Origin of the sequence: Glaesserella parasuis, from assembly GCF_002015085.1 — a bacterium.
Taxonomy (GTDB): domain Bacteria; phylum Pseudomonadota; class Gammaproteobacteria; order Enterobacterales; family Pasteurellaceae; genus Glaesserella; species Glaesserella parasuis.
This window is the reverse complement of record NZ_MUXW01000015.1, coordinates 1-17945: the sequence shown is the minus strand read 5'-3', so window position 1 is coordinate 17945 and position 17945 is coordinate 1. Positions and strand designations below refer to the sequence as shown.

11 protein-coding genes are annotated in these 17945 nt (G+C 40.4%); 2 read left to right on the top strand and 9 right to left on the bottom strand.

Features of this window, described 5'->3' with window-relative positions; genetic code table 11:
* Positions 1–5: 5 nt before the first annotated feature.
* Positions 6–1256: a heme biosynthesis protein HemY gene (locus B0183_RS05315; RefSeq protein WP_078208459.1), complete on the top strand. Its 1251-nt coding sequence runs from the start codon at positions 6–8 to the stop codon at positions 1254–1256.
* Between the two features lie 109 nt (positions 1257–1365).
* Here B0183_RS05315 and B0183_RS05310 read toward each other — a convergent pair whose 3' ends face one another.
* A complete protein-coding gene (locus B0183_RS05310; RefSeq protein WP_005711639.1) occupies positions 1366–1677 on the bottom strand; it encodes an HI1450 family dsDNA-mimic protein in 312 nt (103 codons plus the stop codon).
* Between the two features lie 205 nt (positions 1678–1882).
* Positions 1883–4600, bottom strand: a complete 2718-nt coding sequence (malT, locus tag B0183_RS05305; RefSeq protein ID WP_078208458.1) for an HTH-type transcriptional regulator MalT — start codon at positions 4598–4600, stop codon at positions 1883–1885.
* A 251-nt stretch (positions 4601–4851) separates the two neighbouring features.
* Here malT and B0183_RS05300 point away from each other — a divergent pair, with 251 nt between their 5' ends.
* Positions 4852–6852 carry an ABC transporter ATP-binding protein gene (locus B0183_RS05300; protein ID WP_078208457.1) on the top strand — a complete coding sequence of 667 codons (2001 nt, stop codon included), beginning with the start codon at positions 4852–4854 and terminating at the stop codon, positions 6850–6852.
* 69 nt (positions 6853–6921) lie between these two features.
* Here the strand turns inward: B0183_RS05300 and B0183_RS05295 are convergent, their stop codons facing one another.
* The 7 genes from B0183_RS05295 to B0183_RS05265 form a co-directional block, all read right to left on the bottom strand.
* Complete coding sequence (locus B0183_RS05295) at positions 6922–8517, bottom strand: ABC transporter ATP-binding protein (protein WP_021118380.1); 1596 nt, start codon at positions 8515–8517, stop codon at positions 6922–6924.
* A gap of 11 nt (positions 8518–8528) precedes the next feature.
* Complete coding sequence (gene oppC / locus B0183_RS05290; RefSeq protein WP_005711630.1) at positions 8529–9449, bottom strand: oligopeptide ABC transporter permease OppC; 921 nt, start codon at positions 9447–9449, stop codon at positions 8529–8531.
* A gap of 10 nt (positions 9450–9459) precedes the next feature.
* Positions 9460–10383, bottom strand: coding sequence for an oligopeptide ABC transporter permease OppB (gene oppB / locus B0183_RS05285; protein WP_021118379.1), 924 nt, complete (start codon positions 10381–10383; stop codon positions 9460–9462).
* Positions 10384–10477: 94 nt separating this feature from the next.
* A complete protein-coding gene (locus tag B0183_RS05280) occupies positions 10478–12115 on the bottom strand; it encodes an ABC transporter substrate-binding protein (protein WP_075606208.1) in 1638 nt (545 codons plus the stop codon).
* A 182-nt stretch (positions 12116–12297) separates the two neighbouring features.
* Entirely contained in the window at positions 12298–13302 is a 1005-nt protein-coding gene (gene ruvB, locus B0183_RS05275) for a Holliday junction branch migration DNA helicase RuvB (RefSeq protein ID WP_021115724.1), read from the bottom strand.
* Positions 13303–13378: 76 nt separating this feature from the next.
* Positions 13379–15313, bottom strand: a complete 1935-nt coding sequence (locus B0183_RS05270) for a monovalent cation:proton antiporter-2 (CPA2) family protein (protein WP_021119042.1) — start codon at positions 15311–15313, stop codon at positions 13379–13381.
* Between the two features lie 14 nt (positions 15314–15327).
* A complete protein-coding gene (locus B0183_RS05265) occupies positions 15328–17799 on the bottom strand; it encodes a class I adenylate cyclase (RefSeq protein WP_078208456.1) in 2472 nt (823 codons plus the stop codon).
* Positions 17800–17945 lie beyond the last annotated feature (146 nt).

The window sequence follows — 17945 nt, the reverse complement described above, 5'->3', positions numbered from 1 at the left end:
AGATTATGTTTCGCGTTCTCTTTTTAATGCTAATTGTCCTTGCAGGCTTAATTTTAGGGCCTTATATTTCGGGGCATCAAGGTTATGTACGCATTGAAACCGCAGGCAAAGTGATTGAAATGAGCCTAGTAATGCTCGTGGTCTTTTTTGCGGTAGCTATGGCAGTGGTTTATGCAATAGAGTGGATTGTCCGCCGTTTCTTTGGGTTAAGTCGAGGTGCTTATCAATGGTTTGGCGATCGCAAACGTAAAAAAGCACAACAGCAAACCCTCAAAGGCTTAATGAAAATGACCGAAGGGGATTACTCTAAAGCGGAGAGATTAATTGCAAAAAATGCAAAACACGCCGCCGAGCCAGTGTTAAACTTCATCAAAGCTGCCGAAGCTGCTCAACAACGAGGCGACGAACTCAATGCGAACAAGTATTTAATTGAAGCCGCTAAAATCGCTGGCCCAAACAATGTTGCCGTTGAAATTGCTCGCACACGAATTTTACTGCTACAAGGCAAACTCCCTGCGGCACGCAGTGCGGTCGATAGCTTATTAGTCCTTGCTCCAAACAACGTTGAAGCCTTACGCCTTGCGATTGAAATCTACCAAAAATCGAAGGCTTACAAAGCACTCGATGACGTATTAGAACAAATCGGACAACGTAGTTTCTTATTGGCAGAAGAGTACGAAAGACTTGAACAGCAAGTCAATGACGGCTTATTAGATGAAATTATGAATGAAGAAGGTCAAGAAGGCTTATTAAAATGGTGGGATAATCAACCAAGCCGCCGCCGTCGTTCTATTTACGTTCGCGTTGGCTTGATTAAACGCTTAATTGACACAGACGATCACGAGTCTGCTCAAGAAATCGCTCTTGAAACTGTGAAAAAATATCAAGATGAACAACTTGTGTTGCTCTATCCAGAATTAACACGCTTACAAGTTGATGAAGAACATAAACTATTCAAAGTTCTCTTAAAACGCAACAGCAAAGCGGAAGAGCGTTACAGTGACGATTACGCGCGTGTACTAGGTTATATCCACACCAGAGCAGGACATTTCGACAAAGCGAAACCTTACTTTGTGCAACTGCTTGAGCATAAAGAGTGTATCGCGAAAGATCGCATTATGGCACTGTATGTCGCAGAGCAGACCCACGATGTCGAATTAGCGAATAGATTAAAACAAGAAGATCTGAAAGAGGTCAATGTCGAAGCCAAACCAGTGGAAACAGTGTTGGCGTTGCCACAAGAGATCGAAAAATAATGACTATAAAGGCAGCTTCTCAAAAGCTGCCTTTATTATATCCAGATTAAAAAGATTAGACTAAAATAAATTAATGGTTACCTTGACTCCGTCCCCTCAATTACATCCTCTAACTCTTCCAAATTACATGATATTCTCTATTCTCAGCATCATTGGAAATTAAAAAACGTGCAAAAATATCATCCATCTCATCATTCTGATTTATCAAACCAATCCAAACTTCAGCAAAAGCATCTGGATCAATTAAAACACCGATTTCTTGCTCCCAATTTTCACTAGTTTCAACCATTTCCACCGCTCCACGTTCTTCAAATTGCAAATTAAAAAGTAAAATATCTGCAGGCTCTAAATTATCTGAAGCCATTTCTAAAAAAATATCATATGCAAGCTCAATTGCTTCATCAGGGGACAAATTAGCCATTATATTTCTCTCTTATATCAAATCACATTTGAAAAAATCATAATAGTGATTTACCAATAAACATTAATTAGATTAATAGAAAATATTATTGTATAAAATAATATCCACATTCATATACATCCAAACTTTAGACTAAAACAACTTAAATAAAAAGAAATATATATGAAGAATAGATTCTAAATTGATTGTTGATTTTCTACTTTATCTAGATATACCCCATCATTCGCAACAAACTGCGAGTATATTCAATCGCCTCAGCACGATTTGCCACGCCGATTTTCTGGTAGAGATTGCGTATATGGGTTTTGATGGTGGTCATTGCAACAACCAGTTCTTGAGAGATCTGTTCGTTGCTGTAACCTGAATAAATTAACCCTAGCACTTGCCATTCTCGTTGAGTAAGCGGACTGATTTTGAGCAGTTCTGGCACTTGTGGGTTAGCAAGTAAGTTTTTGACAAACTCTTCATCAAAATGTGCTGTTTTATGGCGGTTATGCTGGTTAATGCTACGCAAAATAAATTGGGCTTTATGGGTAGAAAGTTCTTCTAATACATTAAGTTGCAGTAGCTGGCGAATTTGCTGTGCCATTATTTCGCCTTCAATCACAAATGCACTGATAAAGTTGGTCTGTTGGCTTAAATTTAGGGCTTGAATGAGATCTCTTTGAGCTAAATCAGGCTTGCCTTGTAAAGTGTAAACTCGATTACGCAAAATTAATGCACGTTGGCTATCGCTCACTAAATTAAAAATCGCTGTAGTACGTAGTAAGCTGTTGAGAATACGCAATGCTTGTTCGTAATCTCCTTGTAGCAGGTAACAACGGGCGATATTTCGCCATTGGCGTTGGGTAAAGTGGTTATGCTCTTGACTAGGGAAATTGGCTTGAGCCAGCCAGCCTTCTAAATAGCGAGTTTCATTCCGCATTTGCCAATAGATTAGCTGGATTTCATCAAGTGCTGTTACCCAGTCTTTATGGGGCGAACAACGAGCCAGTAGCATTCGGCACTGCTCAATTAGACGTTCTGCGTTGTTTAAATCCCCTTTGGTTAGGGAAATTTTGGCTAATAAGGCAAGGCTTTGAATACGTTCTTCTTCCTTTTCTAACACTTCAATACCTGCATTCGCCATTGCTTCAGCTTGGTCAAGATGGTGCCATTCCCATAAAATTTGCCCTTTTAAGCGTAGCAAAAATTCATTCATCGGAATTTGATGAAATTCTTTGGTTTGTAAAGTGGTTTCTTTTAATAAATCATAGGCGGATTGCCAAAAGCCTTGTGCCGATAGGATTTCAGACTGTTGTAATTTAGACCAAAGCCAGTGGTGATACGCTCGCTGACTGGTTGCCATTTTTTCAACTTGTTGCATTAAGGCTAAACTTTCTTTGAGATAACCACGACAATGTTGAGCTTCACCAATCACGGATTTCGCCACAATTTGGGCATAATCAAATTCATCAGACAAATTAGCTAAGGCTTGGTTGGCAATTAAATAGGCTTGTTCTTCGTCGCCAGCATTGATTGCCACTTGGGCTTTTAATGCGTCAAAACGCCCTTGCAAACTCTCAGTAAGCGGTAACTTTGGTTGGAATTTTTGCAAAATACCGCTTACTTCTTGGTGACGGTGCTGACTTTGTGCTAACCACGCTTTGAGTAGAACAAGATTTTCATTTTGCCATATCTGTTCTGATGGCAAGTGGCTTAAACAGTCTTCCAATAATTTGAGTTGCCCTTGATGGAATAATGCCCAGCCGTGTTCTTGCAGTATTTGGTAGAGCGTTTGTGGATCTTCTAGCATTTGAGCGTGGTAGAGAGCTTCTGAGCCATAGCCCAGTTTTAGCCACATCATTGCGGCAGTTTGGTGTAGCTGTTGCCATTCATTTGGTAATTCCAAGCGACAACTTTGTGAGAGATAGGCAGCTAAAATCGGGTGAAATTTCCACCAGATTTCGTCATCATCGTGGGTCATTCGTGTGATGAACAATCCCAATTTTTCTAGCTCATCTAACCGCTTGACCCCATTTTCATCTTGAGTAAGAGCTACAACCAACTTTTCATTCATTGAACGTAAAACCGCACAACGTTGCATAAAGCGTTTGATGTCAGGATCGACATAATGAAAAACTTCTTCGTTAAGATAGTCAGCGATATGTTGCTGATTGAGCTTGGTCAGTAATTTTTCAGGGAAATGTAACAGTTCTGCATTTTGTTTAATGGCAAAGATCATCAGTTGCAATGCCGTTGCCCAGCCTTCCACACGTTCACATAACGCAAAAATCACTTCGTCACTCAATGTTTCATTGAGTTTTTGTTCAAAAAATTGACGGGTTTCTGCTGGGGTAAAGGCTAGCTGATGCACGTCAATTTCGAGCAGTTTTTCGTGAATACGCAAGTTGGTAATGCTTAATGGTGGCGTAAGGCGAGAAAGTAGCACTAGGCTCATTGTATCAGGTTGATGTTTCAACCAAAAACGCAGGGCATCGTGGATTTCGGGATTATCAATCAGGTGGTAATCGTCAATAATCAGATAAAACCGACGGGGAACATTATCCAGTAAGACCAAGAGCTGTCCAAAATAATCCACCAAGTTATTTTTATAGGTTATCCCTTGCAGTGAAATGCCTGTGGCTTTGGTTAATGCCGATGAAAAATAGTGACAAAACTGTTCAGCGTTATTATCGCTTTCATCTAAAGCAAACCAAGCGACTTGCTCATTTTTCGCTAATAAGCGTTCTTTCCATTGGGAAATTAATGTCGTTTTGCCATAGCCAGCAGGGGCAATCACGACAGTTAAAGGGTAGTGCGGAACATCGGCAAGTTTTTTTAAAAGCTCACTGCGTTCAATATTTTGATTTGCTGAACGTGTGTTTTGTGTAGATTTACTGGAAATCAGTTTGGTAGGTATGAGCTTTGTAACAACTTGCATTTTGCCTCCGTATCTATGATGGGAATGGATTGTAGCAAACTTTGTAATAAACTTCATACACAAAAAGAACAGTATTACCCATGGGCAGTAATAGCTTCTCTTTCCATTACCTCCCAAATCAGTACAATCTCACTAAGTTTAATGCAATCTCAAACCACTTTTATACTTTCATTACTTCACTTTATTAAATCACTTACAAGCGGTAGGAAAACTGCTAAAATTTGCGAAATTTTTATTTCAACAGATATTCTATGGCTTTAATTAACCTTTCTAACGCCTACTTAGGCTTTGGCGATCATCCACTACTTGATCACACTGAATTACACATTGAACAGGGCGAACGTGTCTGTCTTGTCGGACGAAACGGGGCAGGCAAATCGACCTTAATGAAAGTGCTGGCTGGCGAAGTTCAGCTAGACGATGGCAAGTTGATTTTTGAAAAAGATATTGTTGTCACCCGTTTAGAACAAGATCCGCCCCGCCATATTGAAGATACCGTTTTTGATTATGTCGCAGAAGGGATCGCGCATTTAGCCGATCTTTTAAAGCAATATCACCACATTTCTCAACAAATGCTGACAGATTACAGCGATACGCTGATGTCGCAACTTTCGCAAGTTCAGGCCCAACTAGAACACGCAAACGGTTGGCAGTTTGAAAACCGTATTCAAGATACCTTGAAGCTGTTAGAGCTTGATCCTGAAAAACGGTTGTGCGAGCTGTCGGGCGGTTGGGTTCGCCGTGCGGCGTTGGCTCGTGCGTTGGTGGCGGATCCTGATGTGTTACTGTTGGACGAACCGACCAACCATTTAGATGTGGATACGATTGCTTGGTTAGAAAATCTGTTGTTAGAGTTTAAAGGTAGTATTATTTTCATCTCTCACGACCGTGCTTTTATTCGTAAAATGGCAACTCGTATCGTTGATTTAGATCGGGGCAAACTAGTTTCCTATCCAAGTAATTACGATGTTTACCTTGAAACTAAAGCCGAAGACTTGCGTGTAGAAGCCTTACAAAATGAGCTGTTTGATAAAAAATTAGCCCAAGAAGAAGTTTGGATCCGCCAAGGGATTAAAGCTCGTCGCACTCGTAATGAAGGACGTGTGAGAGCCTTGAAAGCCTTGCGAGAAGAGCGTAAAGCACGCCGAGAAGTACAAGGCACGGTAAAAATTCAGCTCGATCAGACCGCTCGTTCAGGCAAAATTGTATTTGAAGTGGAAAATGCCAGTTACGAAGTGACAGGCAAAACCTTGCTGAAAAACTTCAGCACTACGATTTTGCGTGGCGATAAAATTGCCTTTATCGGTGCAAACGGGATTGGTAAAACGACGTTGATTAAGTTATTGCTTGGCGAAATTCAACCGACAGCAGGAACAGTGCGTTGCGGAACCAAGCTAGAAGTTGCCTATTTCGATCAATACCGAGCAGAGCTTGATCCTGAAAAGACGGTGATGGACAACGTAGCGGACGGCAAGCAAGATATTGAAGTCAATGGGGTAAAACGTCACGTTCTTGGCTATTTGCAAGATTTCTTATTTCCACCGAAACGAGCGATGACCCCAGTTAAAGCGTTATCGGGCGGTGAGCGTAACCGATTGTTATTAGCTAAATTATTGTTGAAACCAAATAACTTACTGATTTTGGACGAACCCACCAACGATCTTGATGTAGAAACCTTAGAGCTACTGGAAGAGATGTTGGCGGATTATCAAGGCACTTTGATTATTGTCAGCCACGATCGTCAATTTATCGACAATACTGCAACGGAATGCTACATCTTTGAAGGCGAAGGGGTTGTGAATAAATATATCGGTGGCTACCACGATGCGAAGCAACAACAGGCTAATTATTTTGCCTCAAAAGCTCCCCTCCGTCCTTCGGACACCTCCCCCCGCAATCAGGGAGAGGGCAATGGGAATTTGCAAAAAAACGTTGAGAAAGCACCGCTTGTAGAAAGCGAGAATGCCCCCCTCCGTCCTGCGGACACCTCCCCCCGCAAGCAGGGGGAGGGAAAGAAGGTCAAACTTTCTTATAAAGAACAACGAGAGTTAGAAGCCCTGCCTGAAAAAATGGAACAGCTTGAAGCAGAAATTGAAGCCTTACAAGCCGAAGTGAATAGTGCGGATTTCTTTACTAAAGATCCAAGCTATACGCAAACCCAGTTACAAAAACTGGCGGATACGGAAATGGCATTAGAACAAGCGTTTGAACGTTGGGAAGAGCTTGAGAATATTAAGAATGGCATTTGTTAATACAGTTACCTAAAACTTGGGGCATAGTAGAAAAAGATAAATTCCCCTGTTCTACTATGCCTTGCTGATTTACAAATTCGACGCTTCAATTAACCGCTTGGTGTACTCGTCTTTTGGTTGCTCGAAGATCTGTTTGGCTTCGCCCTGCTCTACCACTTCCCCTTTGCTCATCACAATTACTCTGTTACTCAATGCTCTTACCACCGCTAAATCGTGGCTGATAAAAATGTAGCTTAAGCCATATTTGCGTTGGAGATTATTCAGTAATTCTACCACCGTTAATTGTGTTGAACGGTCAAGGGCTGAGGTTGGCTCATCAAGTAAGACGAATTTTGGCTCAAGAATAATCGCTCTGGCAATCGCAATCCGTTGGCGTTGTCCGCCTGAAAACTCGTGGGGATAACGGTTGATCATTGATGGCGAAAGATTAACTTCTTCCAAAGTTTTCATCACTTTTTGACGACGCTCTTCTTTGCTCATTTGTGGATAATGCACGGATAAGCCTTCGCCGACGATCTCACCGACTGTCAAGCGTGGAGAGAGTGAGTTAAACGGATCTTGGAATACCATTTGCATATCTTTCTTCAAGGCTTGACGCTGTTCGTTGGATAGCGTTGCGATCTCTTGATCTGCAAAGGCAATTTTTCCTCGATAGGTTAAGATCTGCATAATCGCTCGCCCAAGTGTCGATTTGCCTGATCCCGACTCGCCCACGATCCCTAAGGTTTCTCCTACTTTCAGATCGAGTGAAATATTTTTCACGGCATTAAATACTTTGGTCGGTTTGCCAAATAGATTGCGTTTTAAAATGTAATCTATATCCACATTTTCTGCAGTAATGAGCGTTGGAGCATTTTCCGCCACTTGATGTTTTAGATCGCTTGGTATCGGCGTAAGTAGCTCAATGGTGTAAGGGTGCAGAGGGTTTTTAAAGACTTCTTCAGTGTTCCCTCGCTCAATGATTTCGCCATTTTGCATTACACATACATCGTCACTGTATTTATGCACTAAACGAAGATCGTGGGAAATCAAAATGATCGCCATTCCCATATCTGCTTGCAGATCGTGCATTAAGTCTAAAATTTCCGCTTGAGTAGTTACGTCAAGGGCAGTGGTTGGTTCATCTGCAATCAATAAGTCAGGTTTATTGATGATCGCCATTGCAATCATTATGCGTTGCAACTGTCCGCCTGAAAACTCGTGAGGATAGCAGACCATTTTTTTCTCAGCATCTGGGATTTTCACTTTCTGTAACATCGCTAATGCTTTTTCGTGAGCCTGCTGTTTGCTCAACAGTGGATTATGGGTACTCACCGCTTCGGCAACCTGTTCCCCAATCCGCATAAATGGGTTAAGAGAGGTCATCGGCTCTTGGAAAATCATACCGATACGATCACCTCGCAATGATTGCATCTGCTTATCTGAGAAACGTAAAATATCTTGCCCTTCAAAAATAATCGAAGAATTTTCGCCATAGGTAACAATGTTATGTGGCAGCAATTGCATTATCGACATTGAAGTGACCGATTTCCCTGATCCTGACTCGCCGACAATCGCTAAAGTTTGTCCTTTTTCCACACTGAAAGAAACCGAACGCACTGCGTGTACCAATTCTTCATCGGTTTTAAGATAGACATCTAAATTATTGACTTCTAATAATTTCATTGTGCAACTTCCTATTTGTCTTTCGGATCGAGGGCATCACGCAAACCATCGCCAATAAAGTTAAAACAGAACAAGGTTAAACAGAGGAAAAAGGCTGGGAATGCCAATAACCACGGTGATGTTTCCATTTGAGCGGCACCATCGCTTAATAAAGCTCCCCAACTGCTCATCGGCTCTTGTGTGCCTAAACCTAAGAAACTTAAAAAGGACTCAAAGAGTATTAATGCTGGCACTTCAAGGGAAGCGTAAACCACCACGATACCTAATACATTCGGGATAATGTGCTTCCAGATGATTTGGCGTTTCGGCACACCGCAGACAATCGCCGCTTCAATAAACTCTTTGTTTTTTAAGCTAAGGGTTTGTCCTCGCACGATACGAGCAAGGCTTAACCACGCAATCATACCGATTGCCACAAAAATCAACAGAATGTTTTGACCGAAGAATGTCACCAATAAAATCACAAAGAACATAAATGGGAATGAGCCTAAAATTTCGAGCAAACGCATCATCACCATATCGACTTTGCCGCCAACATAGCCCGAAATTGCCCCATAGGTTGTGCCAATGACAACGGCAATCAATGCCCCTGCAATCCCAACCATCAGCGAAATTCGTCCGCCCATTGCAATTCGTACCAACAAGTCACGACCAGAGGCATCAGTACCAAAATAATGTCCTGATGCAAAATCAGGGGCGGCACTCATCATATTCCAATCTGTATCTTCATAGCTAAATGGCATTAACATCGGTGCAAAAGTGATGAATAACACCACAAAAAAGAGAATGATCAGACTACTTACCGCCGCTTTATTACGGAAAAAGCGACGACGAGCATCTTGCCATAAACTGCGACCTTCCACGGCGATGTCAGCGGTCTGTTCCGCTAATTTTTCTGCAAGTTCTTGATTTTTCTTATTATTAATTAACATCTCACACTCCTTATGAATAACGAATTTTCGGGTCAATCACAGCATAAAGAATATCAACCACCGCATTAAAGAAAATGGTTAATGTGCCGACCAAAATCGTTAAACTTAACACAAGGGAATAGTCACGGTTTAATGCCCCATTGACGAAAAGCTGTCCGATACCAGGTAAACCAAAGACACTTTCGATTACCATTGATCCTGTAATAATCCCCACAAACGCAGGGGCAAGATAGCTAATCACAGGTAACATAGCTGGGCGTAAAGCGTGTTTAAAAATGATTTTACCCATCGGCAAGCCTTTAGCTCGTGCAGTACGAATAAAATTAGAATGTAGCACTTCAATCATTGAACCGCGCGTAATACGCGCAATCCCTGCGACATAGGCAATGGTAAGCGATAAAACAGGTAACACCATATAATAGAGCTGACCGCCATTCCAACCGCCAGCGGGTAGCCATTTGAGATAAATGGCAAAAATTAACACTAAAAGAGGGGCAAAGACGAAGCTCGGCATAATAATCCCCGTCATCGCAAAGGACATTATAAAGTAGTCCCACCTACTATTTTGCTTCAAGGCTGCCACCGTTCCTGCCAGCAAGCCAAGAGTTACCGCAAAGCAAAAAGCAACAATCCCCAGTTTAAATGAAACAGGAAAAGCAGAAGCAATTAAATCATTAACGGTTTGATCTTTATATTTAAAAGAAGGACCAAAATCCCCCTGAGCTAAGTTCTCAAGGTAGATAAAATACTGTTTATATAAGGGTTCATTTAAGTGATATTTGGCTTCAATATTTGCTATCACTTCAGGTGGATAAGCACGCTCAGAGGTAAATGGGCTACCTGGTGCTAACCGCATTAGAAAAAACGAAAATGTGATTAAAATAAAAAGCGTTGGAACCGCTTCTAAAATCCTTTTTATTATAAATTTCAACATTGCTCGGTTCTCCGATCCACACAACAAAAGAAAACAAGCGGAGCGATTTTTGGCAAAATTTGCAAAGATTTTAAAAAATCGCACCGCTTAAAAGTTACTGCTTAATGATATAAAGGTTTCTTAATAAAATATTATCTTGCGGATCTTTACCCTCATAACCTTTCACGAATGGCTTAACTAAACGTGGGTTTACATAGTTATAAATAGGAATGATTGCATAATCTTTCGCTAACTGAGCTTCTGCTTTTGCATAAGCTGCCGCACGCTCTTCCGCATTGCCTGCTTGGTATGCCGCATTGATTTCAGCATCATAAGCCGCGCTCTTATAACGAGCGGTGTTGTTACTTGAGTTAGACAAGAAGTACTTACCGAAAGTCGATGCTTGGTTATAGTCAGCCGCCCAACCTGCACGCGCCACATCATAGTTACCTGCACGGCGTGTATCTAAGAAGGTTTTCCACTCTTGGTTTTCAAGTTTAATATCAACTAAACCGCCTGTGTTTTGTTTTAAGATCGACTGTGCTGCAATCGCAATTTTTTTATGGTTCTCGTTAGTGTTATATAAAAGCGTAAATTTAAGCGGGTTCGCTTTGCTAAAGCCAGCTTCTTCTAACAACTTAATCGCTTCTGCTTTACGAGATGCCATATCCTGTTTTGAATACTCAGGTTGTTGAATTAAGTGACCTTCGGTAATGTACGGAGGCGTAAATACATAAGTCGGCGTTTGCCCCTGTGCTAAAATTTTATCGGTAATAATATTACGATCTAAAGCCAAGTTTAACGCCTTACGCACACGCACATCATTAAATGGAGCTTTCTCATTGTTTGGCTCGTAGTAGTAGGTTGAAAGTGTGCGAGTTACAAACACTTCATTTGGAATTTCTTTCTTAAGTGTCGGGAACTGTTCTGGCGGTAATTCATGGTTTGTAATATGTAAATCGCCAGCACGATAACGTTGAACATCGGTACTTGCATTTGGAATGGCTAAGAATGTCGCTTTATTAATCACGGTTTCTTTATCATTCCAATACAATGGGTTACGTTCAAACACGATTTTTTCATTAATAACGTGTTCTACTAATTTATAAGCGCCGTTACCCACATAGTTCTCTTTTTTCACCCAAGCATCACCTAACTTCTCAACGACTGCTTTTGGTACAGGCAACATCGTTTGGTGCGTCATCATACCGACTAAATAAGGCACTGGATTGCTTAATTTGATCTCTAAAGTGTAATCATCAACAGCTTTAACCCCTAACTCACTCGGTGCTTTTTTACCATCAATGATCTCTTGGGCATTTTCAACTTGAAGATAGTTTAAATAACTAGAATAAGGGGAAGCGGTTTTTGGATCGCCTAAACGTTTAAGCGAAAACTCAAAATCGTGAGCAGTCACAGGTTCGCCGTTAGACCATTTTGCGTTTTTGCGTAAATTAAAGGTCCACGTTTTGAAATCTTCAGAACTTTTCCAGGTTTCAGCCACACCAGGAATGATTTCACCTGCAGAATCTTTGGTAACTAAGCCTTCAAGTAACTGATAAGAAACCTGAGCTTCTGGCACACCTTCTGTTTTATGAGGGTCAAAACTTGATGGTTCTGAGCCGTTATTAATAATAATTTCTTGCTTCTCTGCAAGCACCGTACCTTCAGGTACTTTAGCTGCAAAAGCCGAAACAGAAAGACCAAGCGCAATCGCACTGGCTAATAAAGAACGGGTAAAGGTTGTTTGCATAAATAATCTCCGATTTTAGTTGTATGTTAAAAATTGGTAATTAGTAACTTAAAAAATTAGTTTTGTAAAGTTTTTAAGTTACTTTTACAGAAATTATTTGTAAAAATGTGACTTGAGTAAAGAAAATCAATGAATAAAACAAAAAACAATCGGTAGAACCTTAAAAATTCTACCGATTTACACTATTCAGATTTTACCAACCCCAAATGGCTATAAGTTCTCGACGTTGCTATCCGCCCTCTTGGTGTACGTTGCAAAAAGCCTTGTTGGATTAAATAAGGCTCTAGCACATCTTCAATGGTTTCCCGTTCCTCGCCAATGGCGGCTGCAAGGTTATCTAATCCAACGGGTCCGCCATCAAATCGCTCAATTACAGCAGAAAGTAATTTTCTATCCATAAAATCAAAGCCTTCGGAATCGACATCTAACATCGTTAATGCTTGTTTTGCAATGTTAGAGGAAATAATGCCGTTGTTTCGTACGTCTGCAAAATCTCGTACTCTGCGTAACAAGCGGTTTGCAATACGAGGAGTTCCGCGTGAACGGCGTGCAATTTCATAAGCGGCATCGGTGGCAAGATTTAAATTTAAACAGCCAGCACTACGGCTTACAATCGAAGTGAGATCTTCAACGGAATAAAACTCCAGGCGTTGCACAATGCCAAAGCGGTCACGCAAAGGCGACGTTAAAGAACCTGCTCGTGTTGTTGCCCCAACGAGGGTAAATGGGGGAAGATCGAGTTTAATTGAACGTGCCGCTGGGCCTTCACCAATCATAATATCCAACTGATAATCTTCCATTGCAGGGTACAACACTTCCTCAATGGCTGGCGACAAGCGGTGAATTTCGTCAATAAAAAGCACATCGTAGGGTTCGAGGTTTGTCAGAATTGCGGCAAGATCCCCTGCTTTTTCCAGCACTGGCCCTGATGTCGTGCGGATATTCACGCCCATTTCGTTTGCAATAATGTTCGCCAGTGTCGTTTTACCTAAGCCTGGTGGCCCAAAGATCAACAGGTGATCTAAAGCATCATTGCGTAATTTAGCCGCCTTGATAAAAATTTCCATCTGCTCTCGCACTGACGGCTGTCCGACATAATCGGCAAGCATTTTAGGGCGAATTGCACGATCGATAGTTTCGTCCTCTTTCTTTGCTGAGGCACTGATAATTCTGTCAGCTTCAATCATTGTCTTAATCTATCTTACATTTCATATTAAAGTTAAATTATAAAGTAATTTAACTTTCAAATAGCTAAAAATTGTTTTAACTTAATTCATCTTCTTTCTTTTCATCAGTCGCTAACTTAATCTTTTCCATTTCACGCTGATCATCAAGTTCAACTTCAACCACCTCAATACTTTCGCCAACTTCTTCTAAAATATCTGCAGTTTCTTCATTTAAAGCTGTCGCTTCGTGTGCTGGTTTTACGAAGGGTTCAACTCGCCAATATTTTTTCGCAATTTCATCGGAAAAACCGTGTAGCACTTCTTCGTTCAAACGCTCCTGATCTAAATGGCGAACAAGGTTAATTACATCTTGAGCTTCTGTTTCTGTTGCACCTAATCGTTCAAGGGTCACCTTGCTCAGCAATAAAGCAGATTCAAAGGTTTCACGCACTTGGTAATCAACGTGATGTTTAATTAAATTCACAGTATTTAATCGGTCGTAAGAACGAGCAAAAACAGGCACTAATGGATATTCGTGTTTAATCAATTCTAGTATTTGCAAAGTGCGATCAGGTTCAGCTAAACCAACAATCACACAGTCTGCTTGTGCTATACCACTGGCTCTTAATACGTCAATTCTTGCTCCATCACCATAGTAAACCTTAAAGCCGAAACGGGTTGCCATACGGATATTCTCAACATCAGAATCAATCACCGAAACATTAATTCCGCGAGCTAACAATACTTGACAGACGATTTGGCTAAAACGTCCAAAGCCAATAACAAGAACACTACTTTCTAAATTTTCTGCAAATTCAATGCCCTCTAAATTTGGCTGAGCTTCTCCTGTGGATTTTTTCGCTTTCAAATTCACTAAACGTTGAATGACGATCACCACCAATGGAGATAAAAGCATTGATACAATCACTGCTGCTGTGAAAGTCGCTTGATTATCTGCTGTAAAAACACCTGCGGTAGCGGCAGCAGAAAAAAGGACAAACGCAAACTCACCGCCGTGCGACATAATCGCTGTACGCATAATAGCTTCACGGTTAGTTAATTTTGTGACTAATGCAACAACATAAATAGATAACCCTTTGCCTACCACATAAAGTAATATCACACCCAGTAGCCATAACCAATTATTTAGTACGAGAGAAAGATCGAGGGACATTCCCACGCCCATAAAGAATAGACCAAGTAATAAACCCCTAAATGGTTCAATATCTGCCTCTAGCTGATGACGGAACGACGATTCAGACAACATAACCCCTGCAACGAATGCCCCCATTGCCATAGATAAACCACTCAATTCCATTAACAAAGCAGAACCTAATACCACTAATAATGCCGCTGCGGTCATCATTTCGCGAATGTGAGCTTTAGAAATCATCTTAAACAGCGGGTTCATTAACCATTTACCTGAAGCAACTAAGATCAGCACTCCCACTAAGCCCGCACCAATCGCAGTCCAATTTGTCCCTTGCTCTGCTCCAGCTTGTTCAGGTGCTAAAAATGCAATAGAAGCGAATAGTGGCACAATAGCTAGATCTTCAAAAATTAATGTCGAAACGATACGCTGTCCTTTAGGTGTAGTACTAATCCCTTTTTCTTCAAGCACTTGCATTACAATCGCAGTTGAAGAGAGTGTAAAGCCCATTCCTGCAATGAACGCAACTTCTTTTGGTAAACCTAGAATAAAAATACCTGCAAAAGTGAGCAATGTCCCACATAGAGCGACCTGTAAAAAACCTCGACCGAAAATCGCTTTACGCATACTCCACAAACGCTCAGAGTGCATTTCCAAGCCGATAATAAACAAGAACATCACTACCCCAAGCTCAGCCATATGTACAACTGCATTTGGATCTTGGAATAGTCCTGCACCTGAAGGTCCAATTAAGCAACCTGCCACGAGGTAGCCTAATACACTGCCCAGTCCAATTCGTTTAAAAAGCGGAACAATGGTAATACTTGTTGCAAGTAATACCACGGTTTTAATTAATTCGGGGTTAGCTAAAGTTGAGGACATAAACTTTCCTATTTTTAATGTGGTTCTAAAAATTCTCGATGTTGTTTACTCTTAAAGGGTACAATTTTAATTGTATCATTTTGTTTTAATAGCTGATAAAACTGAGGAAAATTAAAGCTATTAAGGCTTTCTTTAGTATTTTCCGTGTCTGAATAAGATCGGCTAATGCGACGGATTTTATTTTCTTTATCCCCAACACAGTTGCAATAACATTCAGTCTGGTTATTTTTATCAAGGACATAAACATTAAAACTGCCGTCGGTGTTATCATCAAAGAAAAATTGTAAAAAGCCTTCACTGGCAAAATCATAAATCTCTTTAGGAATATTGCCAGTAAACTCTGACAACTCATCGTTCAAATTGTTGAGTTCATCGGCAACAATATTTTGTAAATTATTATGTTTATTAAAGATCAGTTGCCATTTTTTCCCTGCCATTTTGAATGTTTGTGCCTGCTGGCGTTGGAAAATTGAGCCTGTTTGTACGGTAATGCAACGATTGACCAAACTCATTACTGCATTTTGCAACTCATTTTTTAACTGATGGCTGTAACAAAATACATTTACCGATTGTGGCGGGGCAGAATTACGATAAATTTTATTAGAAATTAACTTGAGGGATTTCAAAATAGCATCATTTCCCTCAAAGTGCTGTGTCATTATTTCATTCCACATATTGCGATAAATAATGCTAACACTACCAATCATTCCTTGCTCAGAAGAACCTAAATTAAACAGATCCAGTTGTGCCATCTCCATTTTAGACAAGGAAGGGAGAGCTTTTGTGGGATCTTGAATTAAATTAATCGCGACAATCAGGTTACGAATTTCATTTGGGTGATAAAGATCATCATCTTTCAATGCTGGCGTTACGACAGGAAATGAAAGGCGTAAATCTGTAATAAATTGACGTAAGGTTGAAAGCTGGAGGCTTTGGCTGACCAAGTGAATTTGCGTAGAGGCTGTAATAACTCGATTAAAATAAGCCCAAGCCACTGATTTGATAAGTGTTCGTTGATACTGAACGTGACGGGTTGTTGAGTCATAGGAACTTAACGGGGCGTGATTGATCAGATACCAGCCTGCTTTAGTTGAAACACCTTCATTGACTTCAATGAAAGTCACTTCATCTTCAGCCAAATTTCGAGCGATATTTTGATTGATTAAAGGCACTTTACCTGGCACGACTTCAAATGCGGAATAGAGTTTACGCATTAAAATGTCGGTATCCTGTGGCAAAATGCTGGGATCAATATGAAATTTGCGAGCAAATTGAATTAAATTACGGTAACTTTGCAATAACTGTTCAACAATCATCTGCTGATGCGTCATCGCTTTTTTTACTTTCCACTGACGGCAATTATTTAAACATTGGATTTCACGGTCACTCCATTGCCACTGAGTCACCAACTCTCTCAATGCTTCTTTACGCCAGCTATCGTGCTGACCATCATAAGCCTTGATATAAAAACAGCTACGCAAGCGGTCTAATCGAACAAACTCTTTACGATTTTCTAAATATGTTGTTACTTGCTCTAACATAGCCAAATACGGATCAAAATGATAGCTAACTTCTGCTGTTGAAAGCAATAACTGCTTGAATTTCTTAGAAATAAGGTGTGTTTCAGGGTAAGTTTCTGCATAGCTTTCCAACAATAAAATTTTAATCGCAGACTTATAAGGACTTTCAATCCCTTTATAAAGTTGCCAAAGACTTGCCCCGAAATATTCATCAATCGCTAATGCAGAGAAATCGCCAAAGTCTATCCATTCCGCTGGATTTAATTGCCCTAAACTCACCGCTTTCTGAACATATTGCTCATAATCCTGTTCGCCATTATTCATATGTAGCCATAAAATCCGTTTACCCGCCAAACGAATTGCCGAACGATAAAACTCATCAAGCAAGAAGAAATGCTGTGCAGAGCCATTATGCTCGTCACACACATCGCTATTGTAGTTTTTTGCTTTAAACCTATTTGGATTCATCAAATAAAAATTGACATCAATCCCCTGCTGTTTTGCCCACTGCCGAATTAAACTCAATTTCTTCTGTAGCAATTCAGATTCTTCTGAACTAAAAGATTGCGAATGGCAAAGCCAGAGATCCAAATCTGATAAACAGGTTTGCGTAATTGACCCAATGCTCCCCATCACATACAAACCATCAAAAGCAATATTTTTTGTATCTTCAGGCAAGGGAAAATAAGTAGACAAATGAGCTTTCTGAGTAGCCGATAAGTTGAAATTAAAAATACCTTTTGGCGCATTTTCAACATACGCAGGCAAACTTGGAATATTATAGTGTAATAAAGCGGGTAATAATGAAAAAACGCTTTGGAAAGCTTCGGAATGATTGCGTAACGTGTTATGAATACGGAACTGATCGAGCATATCAACTCGATGTTTTATATAAGATAATTGATCGTGGAAAAGAGATGAGCTTGCTAAGTTTTGACTTATTTTAGGTAAGATCAGCTCTTTCATCAGTGATTATCTCAATGGATTAAAAATGTGATCAATTTAACATTTTTTGGAAAAAAGTAAAAGCGGAGAATTAAATCAGATATGTATACAGAAAACAAAAAACCGCAGGCTATCTCTAACCTGCAGTTTCTTCTCTTTAATAAAAC